Annotated in this window: 13 protein-coding genes and 2 tRNA genes; 6 read left to right on the forward strand and 9 right to left on the reverse strand. The window is 68.5% G+C overall.

Features of this window, described 5'->3' with window-relative positions; genetic code table 11:
* Positions 1 to 2: 2 nt before the first annotated feature.
* The 3 genes from AC1Q6P_RS21290 to AC1Q6P_RS21300 all read right to left on the reverse strand — a co-directional run bounded on the left by AC1Q6P_RS21290 (position 3) and on the right by AC1Q6P_RS21300 (position 3572).
* On the reverse strand, positions 3 to 1253 hold the full coding sequence (locus tag AC1Q6P_RS21290; protein ID WP_492665917.1) for an MFS transporter: 1251 nt from the start codon (positions 1251 to 1253) through the stop codon (positions 3 to 5).
* A gap of 29 nt (positions 1254 to 1282) precedes the next feature.
* On the reverse strand, positions 1283 to 2242 hold the full coding sequence (locus tag AC1Q6P_RS21295; RefSeq protein WP_492665918.1) for a carbohydrate kinase family protein: 960 nt from the start codon (positions 2240 to 2242) through the stop codon (positions 1283 to 1285).
* A 79-nt stretch (positions 2243 to 2321) separates the two neighbouring features.
* Positions 2322 to 3572: an ROK family transcriptional regulator gene (locus AC1Q6P_RS21300; RefSeq protein ID WP_492665919.1), complete on the reverse strand. Its 1251-nt coding sequence runs from the start codon at positions 3570 to 3572 to the stop codon at positions 2322 to 2324.
* A gap of 206 nt (positions 3573 to 3778) precedes the next feature.
* Here AC1Q6P_RS21300 and AC1Q6P_RS21305 point away from each other — a divergent pair, with 206 nt between their 5' ends.
* Positions 3779 to 5662: a glycoside hydrolase family 9 protein gene (locus AC1Q6P_RS21305; RefSeq protein WP_492665920.1), complete on the forward strand. Its 1884-nt coding sequence runs from the start codon at positions 3779 to 3781 to the stop codon at positions 5660 to 5662.
* Between the two features lie 13 nt (positions 5663 to 5675).
* On the opposite strand, the gene AC1Q6P_RS21310 is transcribed toward AC1Q6P_RS21305, so the two are convergent.
* Positions 5676 to 6602, reverse strand: coding sequence for a LysR family transcriptional regulator (locus tag AC1Q6P_RS21310; RefSeq protein WP_492665921.1), 927 nt, complete (start codon positions 6600 to 6602; stop codon positions 5676 to 5678).
* Positions 6603 to 6698: 96 nt separating this feature from the next.
* Between AC1Q6P_RS21310 and AC1Q6P_RS21315 the strand changes: the two genes are divergently transcribed.
* From AC1Q6P_RS21315 to AC1Q6P_RS21330, 4 genes are all read left to right on the forward strand, one after another.
* Positions 6699 to 6956 (forward strand): YjiS-like domain-containing protein, encoded by a 258-nt coding sequence (locus AC1Q6P_RS21315; protein WP_492665922.1) that lies wholly within the window; start codon positions 6699 to 6701, stop codon positions 6954 to 6956.
* A complete protein-coding gene (locus AC1Q6P_RS21320) occupies positions 6922 to 8436 on the forward strand; it encodes an AMP nucleosidase (RefSeq protein WP_492665923.1) in 1515 nt (504 codons plus the stop codon). The genes AC1Q6P_RS21315 and AC1Q6P_RS21320 overlap by 35 nt, the downstream gene beginning before the upstream one ends.
* Positions 8437 to 8502: 66 nt before the next feature.
* On the forward strand, positions 8503 to 9726 hold the full coding sequence (locus AC1Q6P_RS21325; protein ID WP_492665924.1) for a GGDEF domain-containing protein: 1224 nt from the start codon (positions 8503 to 8505) through the stop codon (positions 9724 to 9726).
* A 94-nt stretch (positions 9727 to 9820) separates the two neighbouring features.
* Positions 9821 to 10537 (forward strand): GNAT family N-acetyltransferase, encoded by a 717-nt coding sequence (locus tag AC1Q6P_RS21330; RefSeq protein WP_492665925.1) that lies wholly within the window; start codon positions 9821 to 9823, stop codon positions 10535 to 10537.
* On the opposite strand, the gene AC1Q6P_RS21335 is transcribed toward AC1Q6P_RS21330, so the two are convergent.
* Positions 10527 to 11501 carry a diguanylate cyclase gene (locus tag AC1Q6P_RS21335; RefSeq protein WP_492665926.1) on the reverse strand — a complete coding sequence of 325 codons (975 nt, stop codon included), beginning with the start codon at positions 11499 to 11501 and terminating at the stop codon, positions 10527 to 10529. The genes AC1Q6P_RS21330 and AC1Q6P_RS21335 overlap by 11 nt on opposite strands.
* Positions 11498 to 16507, reverse strand: coding sequence for a CHASE domain-containing hybrid sensor histidine kinase/response regulator (locus tag AC1Q6P_RS21340; RefSeq protein WP_492665927.1), 5010 nt, complete (start codon positions 16505 to 16507; stop codon positions 11498 to 11500). Before AC1Q6P_RS21340 ends, AC1Q6P_RS21335 begins: the two co-directional genes overlap by 4 nt.
* Positions 16508 to 16847: 340 nt before the next feature.
* Here AC1Q6P_RS21340 and AC1Q6P_RS21345 point away from each other — a divergent pair, with 340 nt between their 5' ends.
* A complete protein-coding gene (locus AC1Q6P_RS21345) occupies positions 16848 to 17270 on the forward strand; it encodes a hypothetical protein (RefSeq protein WP_171827776.1) in 423 nt (140 codons plus the stop codon).
* Positions 17271 to 17332: 62 nt separating this feature from the next.
* Here AC1Q6P_RS21345 and yihG read toward each other — a convergent pair whose 3' ends face one another.
* The 3 genes from yihG to AC1Q6P_RS21360 all read right to left on the reverse strand — a co-directional run bounded on the left by yihG (position 17333) and on the right by AC1Q6P_RS21360 (position 18780).
* A complete protein-coding gene (gene yihG / locus AC1Q6P_RS21350) occupies positions 17333 to 18232 on the reverse strand; it encodes a 1-acylglycerol-3-phosphate O-acyltransferase, YihG family (protein ID WP_492665928.1) in 900 nt (299 codons plus the stop codon).
* A 284-nt stretch (positions 18233 to 18516) separates the two neighbouring features.
* A tRNA-Met gene (locus AC1Q6P_RS21355) sits at positions 18517 to 18593 on the reverse strand.
* Between the two features lie 110 nt (positions 18594 to 18703).
* Positions 18704 to 18780: transfer RNA gene (locus tag AC1Q6P_RS21360), tRNA-Met, on the reverse strand.
* Positions 18781 to 18782: the final 2 nt, after the last annotated feature.

Below are 18782 nucleotides of genomic sequence, written 5' to 3' on the forward strand. Positions count from 1 at the left end.
CGTCAGGGCTGCGCCGGTGTGGCCGGCGATCGTCGTCGCGCTCGCTGCAAGAGTTCGGACAGCGGCAGCGTCTCGTTGCGGACCAGAGGCCGCGCCCAGATCGACACGCTGAAGATGTAGGCCAGGCTGAAGAACACGCCGCACATGGCCAAACGAAGGCCGGTGATTTCGGCCAACTGACCCACCAGCATGGGCAGCAGCGCGCCGCCCAGAATGCCGGTGCACAAGATGCCAGAGAAGGCGCCGTGGTGCAGGGGCACCGAGTTCAGGGCCAGCGAGAACAGCACCGAAAACATCACCGACAAGCAAAAGCCCGCCGCCGGAAAGGCCCACTGCGCCAGGCTCGCGCTGCCGAACAGCGCCGCCGCCACGCAGGCCATGGCCGCCAGCACAAACAGGGCCAGCACCCGGCGCGAATCCATCAGCTTGAGCAGCAGCAGGCCCAGCAGGCAGCCCAGAGACATCAGGCCCCAGAACTGGCCCACTGCGTCGGCGCCCTCGGCTGTGGCCGAGAGGCCATGCTGGCTGCTGAGGAACTGCGACATCCAGTTCGCCAGGGTTTGCTCGGTGCCGACGTAGGCCACGATGGCCAGGAAGTAACACCACACATCGACGCGCCGCAGCAGCTCGCGATAGGCCTGCAGCCCGCCCATGCGCTCATCGTCGCGCAACTCCACCCGAGGCAGGGGCAGACGCTGGTTGAGCAGCACCAGGGCGGCAAAGGCGATCACAAAGGCCCAGTAGAAATCGACCCAGACCAGGGCGCCGGGATGGGCCGGCGGCCGCGCCATCAAACGCTGAAACACCCAGGGGCTGATGAAGGACGCGAGGCCAAACACCAGCTGCCCCATCACCGAATAGAAGGCGAAGTTCGCCTCGCCGCCGGCCGTGCGCATCAGCGGGTTGATCACCACCTGCAGCAAGGCCATGCCCAGGCCGATCACGAACAGCCCGCCGATCACCACCGCATACACCGGCTGCAGCGCGATCGCCAGGGCTCCGAGCAGGTTGAGGGCGAAGGCCAGGGCCAGGGTGAAGCGGGCGCCGCGCCGCTCGACCAGCAGGCCGCCGGGGATCGACACCAGGCCGTAGGCCAGGAAGAAGGAAAAAGGCAGAAAGCCCGCCAGCCCCAGGCTGAGATGGAAGTCCTCGATCAGCACCGGCATCAGCGGCCCGATCAGATTGGTCACAAAGGAGATCGCGAACCAGATCACCAGGATGTAGATGACGATGCCGTGGCGCTGTGGTCTCATACGGGCCTCCTCGGTCTTTCGGTCTAGGTTCAAGCCGGCTGGGCCAGCAGCAGTTCACGGAACTCGCCCGGCTGGATGCCACGGCGCGGGAAACGCGCAAGCACCGCCGAAGCCAATTGGCAAGCACAGGCCAGGGCCTGCTGCAGAGGCGCGCCGCGCAGGCAGGCGGCCAGGTAGCCGGCGTTGAAGCTATCGCCGGCGCCGATGGTGTCGAAGACCTCCGCCGCCTCGGCCGATTGACGCAGCAACTGCTGGCCTCGGGCCGCCAAGGCGCCGCGCGCACCGGCCTTGACGACCAGGGTGCCGCCCGGCGGCAGGTGGGCCAGCACGATGCGCATGGCTTGATCGACATCCTCGATCCCTGCCAACTGGCGAACCTCGAGTTCATTGAGCAGCAGGTGATCGCAGGCCGGCAACCAGGCCAGCACCTCGGCCCGCAAAGCCTCCGTCCAGCCCTCGCTAGGCCAGCCCGTGTCCAGCGCCAGCTGGTAGCCACGGGCGCGCAGCTCGGCCAGCAGCTGCGGGTATTGCGGGCGCAGGCGCGGCAGCAGGAACACACCGGTCAGCAAGGCGATGCTGCCCGGCACGGCCGGCGGCACGCGCTCCAGCGCCTGCTCCAGGCTGAAGGCGGCCAGATGGCCTTCGGTGGTGAAGAAATTGCGCTCGCTGCAGCGGTGCATCAGGCCGACCGAGACGGTGGATGCCACCTCGCAGACCGCCAGGCGGGCGTCCACGCCCTCGAACTGCGCACTCAACCAGCGGCCGAAGTCGTCATCGCCCACGGCCGACACCAGCCGGGCCGGCGCACCCAGATGGCGCAGGGCCAGCACCGCATTGCCGGCCGAGCCACCGGCGCGCAGCTCGCTGCGCGGCAGCACCAGCTCGGTGCCCAGCTGCGGCCATTGATCCAGCATGCCCATGACGAGATCGACGCCGATGTCGCCGATGGCGCAGATGAGAGGGGCAGAAAAAGAGGTGTTGCGATCCATGGGGCGCGACTATAGGTCGGCCCGAATCGCCTCGTCAATAATTAAATCCAATGGTTGTGTTTATTTTTTCAACGCACGGTCAGCCACCCCAGCGGTCGCTGCTGCGGTGACCCAGCAGCTCGGCCACATCGGCCTCGGGGCGGCGGTCCTGTTGCACGGTTTCCAGCCGCGGCGAGAGCATTTCGTAGATCGGCAGCACGGCCGCACCGAGGATGGAGCTGTCGCCCTGGCGCTCGGACAAGAGCAGGCGCAGCTCCGGATCACCCACGCCACCGCGAACCGAGCGGCGCAGGGGCTGCGCGGCCGCCAGCAGGCGTTCGACCAACACCTTGGGCGCCCCGCCACCGATGACGATGGCACGCGGGTCCAGCATGTTTTCGATCATGCAGATGGCGTCGCGCAGGCGCTCACCGGCCTGCTGGCACCAGGCGCTGACGACCGCATCGTCCGGGTCCGCCAGCCGTGCCAAGAGCTCGGGCGCGCGCAGCTGCGGGTCGCTCAGGCCCAGGGCCTCGGCCAAGGCATGCATGGAGACATAACGTTCCAGACAGCCGGAATTGCCACAGTAGCAAGGCAGGCCGCCGGGCACCACTGGCACATGACCGATCTCTGTGGCATTGCCATTGGTGCCGCGGTAGGCATTGCGGTTCACCACCAGGGCGCCGCCCAGGCCCAGGCCCAGGTGCAGGTAGAAGAAGTTGTCCAGGGACTGGGCCACGCCGAACAGGGTCTCGCCCAGGGCGCCGGCCACGCTGTCGACGCTGTAGAACAGGGGCAGACGGGCGGCATCGCGCAGCTCGTCCAGCAGGGACAGATCGGCCCAGCCCTCCATGGCCGTGGGGCCGAGGAAGCTGATGTCGGTGGCGCCCAGCGGCCCCGGCAGGGCCACGCCGATGCCCCAAAGGCGCTCGCGCGTGCCTTTGCGGAGCTGCAGCACCTGGGCCAGCATGGCGGCCAGCAGGTTCTGCCGGTGGCTGGTGTCCAGTTCGATCTCGCTGCGCTCCAGTACATCGCCGACCAGATTGACCCGCGCCGCCGACACCCGCCCGGGCTCCAGGCTGACGCCGATGGCATGACCGCCCTCCGGATTAAGCTCGAAAGCGATCGGCGGCTGGCCGCGCGTCTTGTCCACCTTCTGCCGGCGCGAGACGATCAGGCCGATGGACTCCAGGTCGTTGGTGATATTGGCCACGGTCTGCGGGCTCAGCGAGACCATGTCGGCAATGTCCTTGCGCGAGGCCGCGCCCTGCTGGCGGATGAAGTCCAAGACGACCCGGCGGTTGTAGGGAGCACTGGATTGCTGGGTGGCGCCGCGGCCTATGGTTCGCATGGATTCAAGTCCTCGTGATGTCGCTGAAATCATAAGCCAGGACGCCCGGCCGGCCGCTCGGCGCCTGCCCCGTTGAGCTCGGCCTGCAATTTATTACTTCTAGTGGTTGTATGTATTGACGATCCCAGCCTGGGTCGCTATGGTCCGCCGGGCATTCCACCCCCTTCCCAACCATCCCCACCCGCTTCGATTCACGAGTCACGCCCATGCATCAGCCATCGCCCCCGCACCCCGCCCGTCCCTGCCCGCGTCGGCGCGCCCTCTGGTTGGCGGCCACCGGCCTGAGTCTGGGCTTGCTCGGTAGCGCCAACAGCGCCCCAAGCACCAAGGTCGAAGGTCTGGTGCATTTGCCCCGCGCCGCGCTGCAGGTGCAGATCAACCAGGTGGCGCTGGACGCGCTGGGGCCCAAGGTGGCCGTGGTCAGCGCGGCCGGCCGCGCCAGCAGCGGGCGCTACCGCGTGCTGCGTGAGGGCCAGGTGCAGGCCGATGGGCCGCTCAGTGCCCTGCCCGCCTTCGAGGCATGGACGCCAGGGCGTCAACATTTCCAGGTCGATTTTTCGGCGCTGACAGCGCCCGGACGCTACCAGGTCGAGGTCTGGGTGGGCGGCCGGCATGCACGTTCGGCCACGGTGCAGGTGGAGCCGCAGGCTTTGTTCCGGCAGACGGCCGGGGCCTTGCTGGACTACTTCCGCCAGTCGCGCCATCTGGACGAGGGCGATCGCCGTCGCCGCATCTTTGAGACCGACCGTGTCGTCGATGTCTGGGGCGGCTGGCGCGACGCCGGTGGCGACACCGGCAAATACCTGTCCCACCTTGGCTACGCCAACTTCTTCAACCCGCAGCAAGCGCCCATGGCCGCCTGGGTGCTGGCCCACAGCGCCCATGAATCGGCCGGCCTCTTTGCCCGCGCCGGCCTGCTGCGCCAGGCCCAGGACGAGGCCTTCTGGGGCGCCGACTACCTGCACCGTGTGCTGGACGACGAAGGTTATTTCTACACCACGATCTTCGACCGCTGGGGCGCCGCCGATGCCGAGCGCATGGTGGTGGGCTACGAGGGCGAAGACGGCGTCTACACCCGGGGCTACCGCAGCGCCTTCCGCGCCGGCGGCGGCCTAGCCATCGCGGCGCTGGCACGCGCCGCAATGCTGGCCGAGAGCAGCGGGCGCCAGGGCGAGTTCAGCGGCGCCACCTACTTGGCCGATGCGCGCCGGGCCTTCGCCCATCTGCAGACCCATGGCCGCAGCTACTGCGCCAACGGGCAAGAGAACCTGATCGACGACTACAGCGCCCTGCTGGCCGCGGTGGAACTGCTGCGCGCCACCGGCGACGCCCAGTACCTGCAAGCCGCGCGCGAACGCGCCGCGCAGATGCTGCAGCGGCAGGACGGCGAGGGCCATTTCTACAGCGATGCCGTGGGTCAGCGCCCGCATTACCACGCGGTCGAGGCCGGCCTGCCCCTGATCAGCCTGAGCCATTACCTGAGCATCGAGCCCGAAGCCGCACGGCAAGCTTCTGTGCGGCAAGCCTTGGGCCGAGCGCTGGACGCGCAGCAGCGTCTGGACCAGGCCGTGGCCAACCCCTACGGCTACGCCCGCCAGCGCTTCCGCCTGGCCGCAGCAGGTGGAACACCCGGTCCCATCCAGAGTGGCTTCTTCATGCCGCACCGCAACGAGACCGGCTACTGGTGGCAGGGCGAGAGCGCCCGCCTGGCGTCGCTGAGCACGGCCGCCGTGCTGGCCGGCCGGGCCCTGGAGCCCACTTCCACGCCCGCCGGCAGAGCCAACTTCGGCATCCGCGCCGACCTGGCCCGCAGCGCCCAGGCGCAGCTGGACTGGATCCTGGGCCGCAACCCCTACGGCATCTCCATGCTCTACGGCTTTGGCGCGCACAACCCACCGGCGGCGCCCAGCAGCGCCGGCGTGATGCTGCGCGGCGGCGTCTCCAACGGCATCACCGGCGCGCCCGACAGCGAGGCCGGCGAAGGCCTCGCCTTTGCCAATGGCCCGACCGAAAACCAATGGCGCTGGAACGAGCAATGGCTGCCGCACAGCGCCTGGCTGCTGCTGGCGGCGGTGACGCTGGCCCGCTGAAGAACCTCGCCATTCAGGCCTGCGCAAACGCCCGCAGCACCTCCAGCACCGGCGCCGCGCCCGGCGGCAGCAGGGCCTCGTCGGCATGGACCAGGGCCAGCTCACGGCTCAGCGGCGGGTTCAGAGGGCGCAGCTGCATTCGCTCGTGGCCGACCAGCCGCTGCGCCTCCTGCTCGCTCTCCAGCGGCAGCAGGGCCGCGCCGTAGCCGGCCGCCACCAGGCTCTTCATCGCCTCGGTGAAATTGAGCTCGATGCGGGCGCTGGGGTTGAAGCCAGCCTGGCCGAACCAGGCCATGGTCATGCGGTACATCTGGGTGCTGCTGTCGTTGAAGATCAGCGGTTTGTCGGCCAGCCAGGCCGGGTCCAGCTGCGCGGGCGCCTCCCAGTCGGCCGGCAGGAATGCCACCATGGGGTCGCGCCGCCAGGGCGTGCAGCGCAGGCCGGTGCCGCCGGGCAGGGGCAAGGTGACCAGGCCGATGTCCAGGCGCCCGGCGTCGAGCCGCGCCAAGGTGTCGGCCGAGCCCAGCACGCTGAGCTCCACATCGATGCCCGGATGCTGCTGCGCCAGCGCCTCCAGCACCTGCGGCAGCAAATGCACCACCACGCCCGTGGCCGTGCCCAGGCGCACCCGCCCAACCAGGCCGCGCGCATGGCGGCGCACCTGGGCCTCGGCGTCCTCGGCATCGCGCAAAAGCTGGCGGCCGCGCTGCACCAGTTCCTGGCCGGCCGGGGTCAGGCTCAGACCGGCGGCCCGCGCATCGGCGCGTGGCGCGCCTTTGCGGCGCAGCAGCAAAGTGGCGTCGAGGCGCGACTCCAGCTCGCTGATGTGCAGGCTCACCGTCGGCGGCGCCAGGTGCAGGGCCTGGGCGGCGGCGGCAAAACTGCCCAGGTCGGCGATGGCCACCAAGGTGCGGATCTGGTCCAGGTTCAGGCATCGCATCAGATTTCCTGATCTTTCAAATCAGTTCATTCAACTTTTCAAACAATACCTCAAAACCCAAGATGGCGACCACTCCCAAGCCACACGGTGAACGCCATGAACCCCACGCCTTTCTCCCTGCTCCCACATGCCCTGCTGCGCCTACTGGCGCAAGGCCGGCAAGCCCGCCGCGCAAGGGCCGAGCTGCGCGAGATGGATGGCCGGGCGCTGAACGATCTGGCCCTGGGTCACGGAGAGGTCGAGGCCGTGCTGGCCGGGGCCACAATCAAGGCCGATGGCGCAGCGCCTCGGCCGCGCCCAGCCCGCACGACCCAAGCTCATGGACTCACTGTTCTTCGCGCCCCAGACCTTTGACCAGGCCGCCCCGGCCCTGGCCTATGTGCAGCAGATCTACCAGGCCGGCCTGCAGCAGCTGCGCCGCGCGCTGCAGGACTTTCTCGCCGGCCAGGACATCGCCCCGGTGCGCGCCTGCTACCCCTTGCTGCGCCTGCGCGTGGGCAGCAGCGCGCGCGAGCAGCGCCAGGTCTCGCGCCTGGCCTACGGCTTTGTGGCCGGCCCCGGCGTGTTTGAAACGACGCTGACCCGCCCCGAGCTGTTTGCGCGTTACTACCTGGAGCAATTCGAGCTGCTGCTGCAGAACCACGGCGTGGAGCTGGAGGTCTGCAGCAGCAAACAGCCCATCCCCTTGCACTTCGCTCTCGACGAGCAGGCCAGCCTGGACAGCCAGCTGGCGCCCGAGCGCCGCCGCCCGCTGCGCAGCCTGTTCGATTTCCCCGAGCTGGCCGATATGGACGACGGCATCGCCAACGGCACGCAAGAGCTGCCACCGGGCGCACCCCAGCCCCTGGCCCTGTTCACCGCGCCGCGGGTGGATTACTCCCTGCACCGCCTGCGCCACTACACCGGCACCAGCCCCGAGCACTTCCAGAACTTCGTGCTCTTCACCAACTACCAGTTCTACATCGACGAGTTCGTCAAACTGGGCCAGGCGTTGATGCGCGAGCGGCCCGACCCGGCCCGCCCGCATGAGCTGGACGACTGCATCGCCCTGGTCGAGCCCGGCAACCGCATCACCCGCCGCGTGGGCCTCAGCCCCGAGGACGCCGACGCCCTGGGCCAGCTGCCGCCGCGCCTGCCGCAGATGCCGGCCTACCACCTGATCCGGCGCGACCGCAGCGGCATCAGCCTGATCAATATCGGCGTCGGCCCGGCCAATGCCAAGACCATCACCGACCATGTGGCCGTGCTGCGCCCCCATGCCTGGCTGATGCTGGGCCACTGTGCCGGCCTGCGCAACAGCCAGCAACTGGGCGACTATGTGCTGGCCCATGCCTACGTGCGCGAGGACCATGTGCTGGATGAAGACCTGCCGCTGTGGGTGCCCATCCCGCCCCTGGCCGAGGTGCAGGTGGCACTGGAAACCGCTGTGGCCGACATCACCCAGCTCAGCGGCCTGGAGCTCAAGCGCCTGCTGCGCACCGGCACGGTGGCCTCCACCGACAACCGCAACTGGGAGCTGCTGCCCAAGACCCGGCACGGCGGCCCCGAGCGCCGCTTCAGCCAGAGCCGGGCCGTGGCCCTGGACATGGAAAGCGCCACCATCGCCGCCAACGGCCTGCGCCTGCGCGTGCCCTACGGCACCCTGCTCTGCGTCAGCGACAAGCCCCTGCACGGCGAGATCAAGCTGCCCGGCATGGCCGACCAGTTCTACCGCGCCCGCGTCGACCAGCATCTGCAGATCGGCCTGCGTGCCGTCGAGCTGCTGCGTCAGGGCTCGGCGGCGCAGCTGCACAGTCGCAAGCTGCGCAGCTTTGCCGAGGTGGCCTTCCAGTAGAGAATCAGGCCAGCTGCCTGCGGGCCACACCCCCTCCACAAGAACACCACCAGCCCCGAAAGCACCATGCTGTTTGACAACCCCACGCTGTTCAATCTGCTGCTGGTGCAAGCCCTGGCCGCCGCGCTGATCCTGCTGCTGCTGACCGGCTGGCGGCCCAGCCCGGCCACCCGCTGGGCCCAGGGCTTTGCCGTCGCCCAGGCCCTGGGTTGGCTGCTGATCGAGGCCAGCGCCAGCCTGCCCGAGCTGGCGCGCGGCCTGCACAGCCTGGCCATGCTGGCCTTCAGCGCCAGCCTGAGCCTGCTCTGGTGGGCGCTGCGCCTGTGGCTCACGCCACGGCCCGGGCGCTGGTTGATGCTGGCGGCACCCGTGCTGCTGAGCCTGGGCTATGCCATCCACTTCCACGACAGCGTGCCCTTCCGCCTGGCCTGGAGCCAGGGCTGGCTGGGCCTGCAATGCCTGATGCTGACGCTGAGCCTGGCCCTGCCGCGGCCAGCGGCCGAGCTGCACCCGGCCCTGGCCCGCGCCCCGCTGGAGGCGCAGCCGGCCAGCCAGAACCTGCGCTGGCGCGCCCTGCTGCTGGCAGCGGTGTTGCCCATCGGCCTGATCTGCCTGGGCCGCGCCGGCCTGGCCAGCGCCGGCCTGATCGATGCCGGCAGCCTGGCCGGCCTGCATGGCGCCAGCGCCGCCAACAGCCTGCTCGGCCTGGCGGTGCACTGGAGCCTGACGGCCGCCCTGCTCGGCCTGGTGCTGGCCTGGCGCGGCGAGGTGGAAGCCGAACTCGCACGCCTGGCCCAGAGCGACCCGCTGACCGGGCTGGTCGATGCGCGGGCCTTTGCCAGCCGCTCGGTGGACCTGATCTCGATGGCGCGCCGCCACCAGGAGCCGCTGGCTCTGGTGCTGCTGGATCTGGACCACCTCAAGAGCATCAACCTCTGCCACGGCCAGGAGGCCGGCGACCGCGCCCTGGCCCTGTTCGGCAGCTGCATCCAGTCGCAGATGCGCCTGGGTGACCTGGCCGGTCGCATCGGCCCCGAGGAGTTTGCGGTGCTGATGGCGCGCTGCGACGCCCAGGGCCCCGAAGCCCTGGATGCCCGCCTGCGCACCGCCCTGGCGCAGCGTGCACCAGCAGAGCTCGGCTTTGAACTCGATTACAGCGGCGGCTGGGCCAAGCTGAGGCATGGCGACCGCGACATCGAAGACCTCAAACGCCGCGCCGAAACCGCGCTCTACGAGGCCAAACGCGGTGGCCGCGCCCGCCTGGAGGCCGAACCCGGGGTGGCCGACTAAGCCTGGCACGCCGCTTGCATGCAACTCGGGCAAACCCGGAGCGCCGTTCTCCGGGTTCCCGAACCGATCGCATGCAAGTCAAGGAGGCCAGGCCATGTTTTCCACCACGCTCTCTGCCAAACCCGCCGCCAGCGCCTACACCTCGCGCAGCGCCTTCACGGCTGCCGAGCCGGCGCGCAAATCCCTGACCGCCCACGCCCGCCAAAGCCTGGCCGGCCAGCAGGCACTGACCGTGCGCAAGATCGGCCCGCAAGACCTGCAGTGGCTGCCCGCTCTGTGCGACCTGCTGATCGACGGCGTGCACCGCGGCGCCAGCCTGGGCTTCCTGGCCCCGCTGTCGCGCTATGCCGCCCTGACCTACTGGCACGGCGTGTTCGCCCGCCTCGGCCCCCAGCACAGCCTCTGGATCGCCTGCGACAGCGAGCATGGCGACCAGGACGGCCACGAGCCCTGCGGCCCGCTGCAAGGCGCGGTGCAGCTCTCGCTGGCGCCCCACGGCAACGCACACCACCGCGGTGAGGTGCAGCGCCTGATGGTGCACAGCCAGGCGCGCGGCCGGGGCATTGCCAGCCGCCTGATGTGCAGGCTCGAGTGCACGGCCCAAGCCCAAGGCCGAAGCTTGCTGGTGCTGGAAGCGCCGGCGGCGTCGCAGGCCGAGGCGGTGTTCGTGCACCTGGGCTGGCAGCGCGCCGGCGAGATCCCCGACCACGAGGCCTGCGCCGAAGGCCGGCTGCATGGCTCGGCGCTCTACTACAAGCGCCTGGGCAGCGGGACGGAAGCCAGCCGCGAGGCCGGCCTGGCTACAGCGTGATGCCGCTGGCGCGGCGGCGCCCGCCCGATTTGGCCAGGTAGAGCTGCTCATCGGCCGCCACCACCAGCTCGGAGGGCCCGAGCGTGCCATGCGGCCGCAGCGCGGCCACGCCGATGCTGATGGTGAGGCAGGGCGCGACATCGGAATCGGCATGGGCGATGCCCAGGGCCTGCACCGCGGCGCCCATCTCGTCAGCCAGCGCCAGCGCGCCGGGCAGCTCGGTATCGGGCAGCACACAGGCGAACTCTTCGCCACCAAAACGGCTGAGCAAATCGGCCGGGCGCTTGAGCTGGGCCTTGAGCGTCGCGGCCACGCGGCGCAAACCATCGTCGCCGGCCAGGTGGCCGTAACGATCGTTGAAGCGCTTGAAGTAATCGACGTCGATCATCATCAGCGCCAGGCTGCTGCCCTGGCGCCGCGCGCGCTGGAACTCGCGTGCCAGGCGTTCATCAAAATGCCGGCGGTTGTAGACACCGGTGAGGCCGTCGACAAAGACCAGCTCGCGCAGCAGATCGCTCTGCACCTTGAGCGTCAGATGGGCGCGCACACGCGCGCGCACCACGGCCGGGCTGAAAGGCTTGCTGATGAAATCGACGGCGCCCATGTCCAGGCCGCGGGTTTCGGTCTCGGCATCGCTGTGGGCGGTGACAAAAACCACCGGCAGCGCCGCCAGCTCCGGGTCGGCCTTGATTTGGCGACAGACCTCGTAGCCATCCATGCCCGGCATCTGGATGTCCAGCAGCAGCAGATCGGGCTGCTTGTCACGGCAGAGCTGCAGGGCCTGCGCGCCCGAGGTGGCCATGAAGACCTGGTGGTCCTGCGCGAACACCTGGTAGAGCGCCTGGATATTGGCCGGCTGGTCGTCGACGATGAGCAGGCGCGGTCGCCGGCCCAGCTGCTGCTGCAGATTGAAGGGCTCGGGCGAGGCGCCAGGGCTGCCCGAGGCAGGACTGGGCCAACTCACCGGGCGGCCCCTTCCGCCAGACCCGGTGCGGGCAGCAGCCCGTCGGTCAGCGCCAGCGCACGCTCAAAGTCCAGGGCCATGACGGCCGCTTCAAGCGGATCGCGAACCGCAGCGAATCGGGAGGCATGGGTTTGCAGCATCTGGTTCAAGGTGTCGGTGGCGGCCATGTCGAAGTCTCGCAGCATCTGGCGCAGCTGCGCCAGCTCCGCCGCAAACGCTGCCTCGGCCGCGGCCGGGGGGACGGTTGCGCCATCAACAGCCGCCGCCTCGGGGGCAACAGCCGCCGCGCCCGGCGCGGCCGCGGCCTGGGCGTGACGCGCCAGTTCATCGGCCAACTGGCGCAGATCGGCACTGCCCCGCTCCAGCTGCTGCGCCAGACCCTGCAGCCAGTCGGGGTCCAGCGAATCGCCGCGCTTGAGTCGTTCCTCACCTTCGGCACCCAGCGCAGCCAGAGCCTGCGCCCCCAGGGTGGCCGCCAGGCCTTTGAGGCTGTGCAAGGCCATGCCCGCGGCGGCGACGTCACCGTCGCTCAAAGCCTGCCGCAGCTGCGCTTGCATGTCCTCGGCCGAGGGCCCGAAGGTCTGGGCCATGCGCTGGAACAGGGAAATCTTGCCCATGAAACGGTCCATGGCCGACTGCAGCTCGATGCCCTGGGCCAAGGCACGTTGGTGCAGCTCCGCGGGCACGGCCAAGGTCGGAAAGCTGCGGGCTTTGCGGGGGGCCGCAACGGGCTCGGCCGCAGCAACCGGGTCTGCCGCCGACACGGGCGCGTCGGCCTGAGCCCCGGGCGTACGGGCCGGCACGCACAGCTGCAGGATCAAGCGCGTCAGCGGCTCGAGATCGAAAGGTTTGCCCACATGTTCGTTCATGCCGGCGGCCAGGCATTCGGCCCGGTCCGAGGCCATGGCATTGGCCGTCATGGCCACGATGGGCAGCTCGCGCAGTCCCAGCTGCTCGCGAATCCAGCGGGTGGCGGTGTAGCCATCCATCACCGGCATCTGCACATCCATCAGCACCAGATCGAAATCCCGCGGCCGCTCGCGCAAAAGCTCGACGGCGCGCTGGCCATGCTCGGCCAGGCTCACCCGCGCACCGGCGTCCTCGAGCAGCTCCTGTGCCACTTGCTGGTTGTTGAGGTTGTCTTCGACCACCAGCAAGCGCAAGCCCTGCAAGGCCTGCGCTGGCGGGTCGGACCGTGGCAGCAGGGGCAGCGCAGCCGCTGCCTGCGGCGCAGCCCCGGCTCGCGGCGCCGCGTCGGCGCCATGCCCGGCATCCGCCAGCATGCCTGGGGTCAGGGGCTTGACCAGGCAGTCCTCCAGCAGCTCCGCGTCGGCGGCGCTGCGCTGGCCCAGTTGCTCGCGGCCATGGGCGCTGACCATGAGCAGCACGCGCAAGCCCGGCTGCAACTCGCGCATCCGGCGCGCGCAGGCCAGCGCATCCTGGCCAGGCATCTGCCCATCCAGCAAGACCAGGTCCAGCGCCTGGCCTTGCGCCGCCGCTTGCTGCAGCTGCAGCAGGGCCGCCTCACCGCGGTCGGCCTGAAGCACGGTCCAGCCGAGTGCGGTGGCCATGCGGGCCAGGACCGCCCGGGCCTCTTCGTGGTCGTCCACGATCAAGGCCCGCAAGACGCGGGCTGCCGCCGGCCCACCGGCAGCTTCGGCATCCGGCGGCAGAACGGGCAGCTGCAAGCTGAAGCTGAAGCGACTGCCGCGTCCCGGGGCGCTGTCCAGGCGCAATTCGCCGCCCATCAGCTGCACCAGGCGCTGGCTGATGGCCAGGCCCAGGCCCGTGCCACCGAATCGCCGCGTCGTCGAAGCCTCGGCCTGGGTGAAGCCGGAAAAGATCTGTGCCTGGTGCTCGGGCGCGATGCCGATGCCGCTGTCGCGCAACGAGAACTCCAGCGTCGCGCGGTCCTGCGTCAAAGCCTGCAGGCGCAAGCCCAGCACCACCTCGCCCTGGGGCGTGAACTTGAGCGCATTGCCGCCCAGATTGATCAGCACCTGCTGCAGGCGCAGGGCATCGCCGAGCAGTTGGGCGGGCAGCCCGGGGTCCAGATCGAACAGCAACTCCACCGGCTTGGCGCCCAGATTGGCCGAGAGGATGACCGAGAGCTCGCGGAACAAGGGCTCCAGGCGGAAAGGCTGCGGGTCCAGCGTCATCTTGCCCGCCTCGACCTTGGAGAAGTCCAGGATGTCGTTGAGCAGACCCAGCAAGGAGCGGGCAGCCCCTTCGGTCTTGCTGGCGTAGTCCTGCTGGCGCTCGCTAAGCGGCGTCTTCTGCAGCAGCTTGAGCATGCCCAGGATGGCGTTCATGGGCGTGCGGATCTCATGGCTCATATTGGCCAGGAACTGGCTCTTGGCACGTGAGGCGCTTTGCGCTTCTTCGGTGGCGCGCATCAGATCGGTGATGTCGATGCGGAAGCCGACCAGATGGCCATCGTCCATGCGCCGCTCGATCACGCGCACCCAGCGTTCGTCATCGAGCTTCTGCACCAGCGTGGACTGGGCGACACGGTGCGCCGCCATGCGCTCGGCCACCCATTCGTCGACGCGACCGATGGCCTCGACATACTGGCCGCGCTCGGCCCCGCCGCGCACGATGGATTCGAAGCTGGCGCCGGGCACGATCAGATCGGCCGAGCGGGGGTACATCTGGCGGTATTTCTCGTTGCAGAAAACCAGGCGATCCTCGGGGTCGTAGAGCACAAAGCCTTCGTTGACCGCGTCGATGGAGCCGCGCAGCAAGGCCTCGGCGCGGCGCACCTCGGCCTCGGCCCGCTTGCGTTCGCTGATGTCCACATAGGTGGTGACAAAGCCACCATCGGGCATGGGCGCGCCACGCACTTCCAGGGTGCGGCCATTGGGTCGCGTGCGCTCGAACTGATGCAGGCTGGGATGGCGCGCGCGCTCGATGATTTGCTGCACGGTTGCCTCGACATCCTCGGCCTCACCGTACTCACCACGCGCAGCATTGAAGCGGATGATCTGCTCGAAGGTGGTGCTAGGGCCGGCAAAGAGCTCGTCGGGAAATTCCAGCAGCTGCCTGAACTGGCCGTTATGGGCCAGGAGCTTGAGGTCGGCGTCGAAGACGCTGAGCGCGCAAGGCAGGTTCTCCAGCACGCTGCGCAGCACCTGGTTGGCTTGCCGCGTCTGCGCCTCGAGGGCGCGGCGCTGGGTGATGTCCTGGTAGGTACCGAAGATGCGCAGCGCGCCCTGGTCATCAAAGGACGCCTCGCCGACCGAGCGCACCCACAGTTCGCGCCCCGTTCCTGTTCGCAGGCTCAACTCCAGATCCCAGGCTCGGCCCGACGCGGCCTGGTGGACCGCGTCTTGCAAGGCGCGACGGCCACTGTCCGACAAATGGGACAAGGCCAAATCCAGTGTCACTTCGGTGCCCAGAGGTACATCGTGCAGGCGGTAGGTTTGGTCGGACCAACTGAGCTTTTGCGTGTCCACCGCCAGCTCCCAGGCCCCCAATCCGGCCAGGCGTTCGGCCCGGTCCAGCACCACCTGGTTGTTGAGCAGTTGCAGCGCCGCGCGCTTGGCCGCGCTGATGTCGCTGCGGATGGAGATGTATTTTTCGATGCGGCCCTGGGCGTCAAAGATGGGCGCGATGATGCTATCCACCCAGTAGAGCTGACCGCTCTTGGCCATATTGCAGAGCTCGCCGCGCCAGCTGCGCCCGGCCAGCAGCTCGGCCCAGACGCCGCGCCAGAACTCCGGGCCATGGTGGCCCGAGTTGATCAGGCGGTGGTTGGCGCCCAGCAGCTCGTCGCGGCTGTAGCCGCTGATGCGGCAGAAGGCTTCGTTGACATCGATGATGGTGCCAGCCACATCGGTCACGGAGACGATGGAATGCTGGTGCACCGTCTCCAGCAGCGAACGGTTCTCGCCCAGGGCCCGGGCCAGATCGGCGGTTCGCGCCGCCGCCAGGGCTTCAGCACGCAGACGCCCGGAGATCAGCAGCCAGGTGGCAAACGCGAGGCTCAGGCTGAGCCCGGCGCCACTGACAGCGATCCACAGGGGCGCGCCGCGATGCACGCGCTGTTCAAAAGCCGGCGTGCTGGCCAGTTGCAAGCGCAGACGCTTGCCGGCGAAATCGATGCGGCGCTCTTGCGCATGGGCAGGCGCCGCCGCGGGGGCGGCGTCCGCAGCACCGGGGGTCGATGCAAACAACAGATCCTGGGCTTGCGGGCCATCGTCGGCCAGCAGGCGGAAATCCAGCAATTGCTCTCCGACCTCGGCAACCCGGCCCAACAGCTCATCCGCCACCACCGGGGCATAGACCACGCCCACCAAGGCGCGCAGGCGCTGCCCCTCGGTCTGTGGGTCGGCACCACGCCGGTAGACCGGCACCATGAGCATGAAGCCGGGGCGCTTGGCCTCGTCCTGCACCAGGCTGATGCGGCCGCTCATGGTGTCCTCGCCCGTCAGCACGGCACGCTCGATGGCTTCGCGCCGCAGTGGCTCCTGGCCCAGGTCATAGCCCAGGGCCGCCAGGTTGTCACTCAAAGGTTCGAGGTACTTGATGACGTAGAGATCGGGCCATTGACCCGAGGTTCTCACCTGGAAATCCGGCATGCCGTCGGCACGCGCCTGGACCAGAAAGCGATCCAGATCCGGGCGCGGCACACGCTCGATGAAACCGAAGCCGCGAATGCCCGGAAACTCCTGCGCCAGCTGGCGCGAATCCACATAGTTGCGGAAGTCGATGCGCGACACCTCGTCGCTGGCGGCGTAAACACCGCGCGCGCCCTTGAGCCCATAGATGGGCTGCAGCAGGCGGCGCTCAATCTCGCGCTCGATGCGGCCGGCGAGGCGGTCGAATTGCGCCAGCGCATCGCGCTCGGCCTGCTCCGCACTGCCCACGCTGAGCACGGCCGTCAAGGCCAAGCCAGCCAACAGCAAGCCCAGCGCCGCCAAACTTGCACGCGGCCCGCCATGACGCAGCTGCCGTCGCAAGGCGGCGGCAAGGGCTGCACCTGAGAGCGGACGCAGGCCGGGCATGAGGGGAAGTTCGGGTGATGGACGCGCAAGCGGCGCGGGGCACGAGCTGTGCCTAGTGTAGAGATTCAGCGCACCCGCGCCAGCCCGGAGTAGCCGGGTTTCCTAGGCCATTCCCAGCCTTCAATGCATCTGCCAAAGACGATCCAACGCCCATGGCCAGCCTGAGCCCCCCTTCGACCGAGACCGCAGCGCCTTCCTGGACGCGCGAAGGTCTCGCGCCTTCATCCCGTGTTCATGCGTCAGGGGCCAGACTGCGGCCCGTCCTAAGCCCTGCCGGGCGGACGCTCGTTGTGGTCGCTGTCCCGGCGCCACCCGCCCATTGATTTCGGAGCCATCCAGCATGAATCCTCTTCACCTGAATCACGCCTCGCCTGCCACGCAAAGCCCGCAGTCCCGGCGCACTGCATTGACCTTGCTCATGGCCTTGGGGAGCGCCGTCACCCTGGCGCTTGGCGGCTGTGGCGGCACCAGCAGCAGCGGCTCTCTGACCGAGGTGGACGGGGTGCGCGTCAAGTCCACCATCGACCGGCCGGGCCTGTATGACGTGGACATCAACGGCATCGACTGCGATGTCACCATCGGTGAAGGCAACACCATCCAGCGCCTGCTGATCACCGGCGTGGGCAACACCGTTCGCATCCCGGCCAGCGCCAAGGTCGAACGGATCGAGTTCACGGGCAGCAAGAACACCGTCTTTGTACCCAAGGGCTTCAAGACCCAGGTGGACGGTGTGGGCTCCAACAACCACATCAAAGAACTCTGAGCCACCGCTTGCCGGTGGGACGGTGGGTCAGCGCCCCCTCGGACGTTCAGTGACATGCCGCATCAGCGCGGCGGCAGCAAGCCCTTCAAGACCTCGTCCTTGTCGGCCCACTGGCGCTTGATCCACATCGAGATGCCGGCACGCAGGCGCTTGTCAGCCATGGGGTTGCCACCCACCAGCTCGGCCGGAATCGGGCGTTGCTGCACCCGCACGACCACGGAGCCGCAGCGGCCGCAGAGCAGATCCCAGAAGCTGGGCGTTCCCTCGGGGTAGGCCAGGGTCACATCGAGCATGGCTTCGAACTGATCGCCCATGGTGGCCAGGGCCATGCTGAGCGCACCGACCTTGGGTTTGAGCAGGTGCTCGTACGGGCTGTTCTGCTCCTGCTGCTTGGCAGCGCTGAAGCGTGTGCCTTCGACGAAATTGATCACCGTGGTCGGGATGGTCTTGAAGCGCTCGCAGGCCTTGCGCGTGGTCTCCAGATCGTCCGCCTGGGAGCTGGCGTTGCGGCCGCGCTTCATGAACGGAAAGTCGAGCGCCCACCAGGCCAGGCCGATCACCGGCACCCACATCAGCTCGCGCTTGAGGAAGAACTTCAAAAAGGGGATGCGGCCATGGAACACGCGCTGCAGGACCAGGATGTCCACCCAGGTCTGGTGGTTGGGCGAGACCAGGTACCAGCCGCGCTCGTGCAGGCCGTCCATGCCCTGGACATCCCAGACCTGCGGATTCAAGGCGGCAATCCAGCCATTGTTGAAAGCCACCCAGCCGGCCGCGATGGCGTTCAGGGTGCGGTCACAGAGGCGGCGCACCGGCAGCAGGGGCAGGATGAGCTTGAGCAGGGCTGGCGGCATCATCAAGGCCACGCCGATCACGGTGTTCAGGGCCAGCAAGACGCTGGCAAGCAGGCCGCGCACAGGCGCCGGCAGCAGACGGAGGAGAAGATTCGAGGGCCGGGTCATCAATCAGGGTCGGTGGAGGGATCGGAGCTGCGAAATCAGCGCGGGCCGGCATTCTAGGTGCAAGCCTCTAAACAACCCGGCTGCGCCTGCTGGCGGCGAAGCTCGCATCGTAGCCCCTGGGCATCCTTGGGCTTGTGTGACAGCGCAAAGAAAAGCACGGCTGTTGGGCGAGCAGCGGGCGCCGCGGCACCCGCGGAAGTGCGTCCGAATCCCAGTGCATCAGCCAGCAAAACGAAGGCACAAAGCAAAACGCCAACCTCACGGTTGGCGCTGCGACTTGATGGTGGTTGCGGGGGCAGGATTTGAACCTACGACCTTTGGGTTATGAGCCCAACGAGCTACCAGACTGCTCCACCCCGCGACTGATGGGTGATGAAAACAAAGGCCACCCAATTCGGCAGCCTTGCGTGTTTCATGGATCTTGCTGTCAGCACGGGCGCCACTCAAAGCGGGCCGCACTGCACTGGTATTTGGTTGCGGGGGCAGGATTTGAACCTACGACCTTTGGGTTATGAGCCCAACGAGCTACCAGACTGCTCCACCCCGCGAC

This window comes from Roseateles sp. GW835-FHT13E02 (assembly GCF_058794035.1).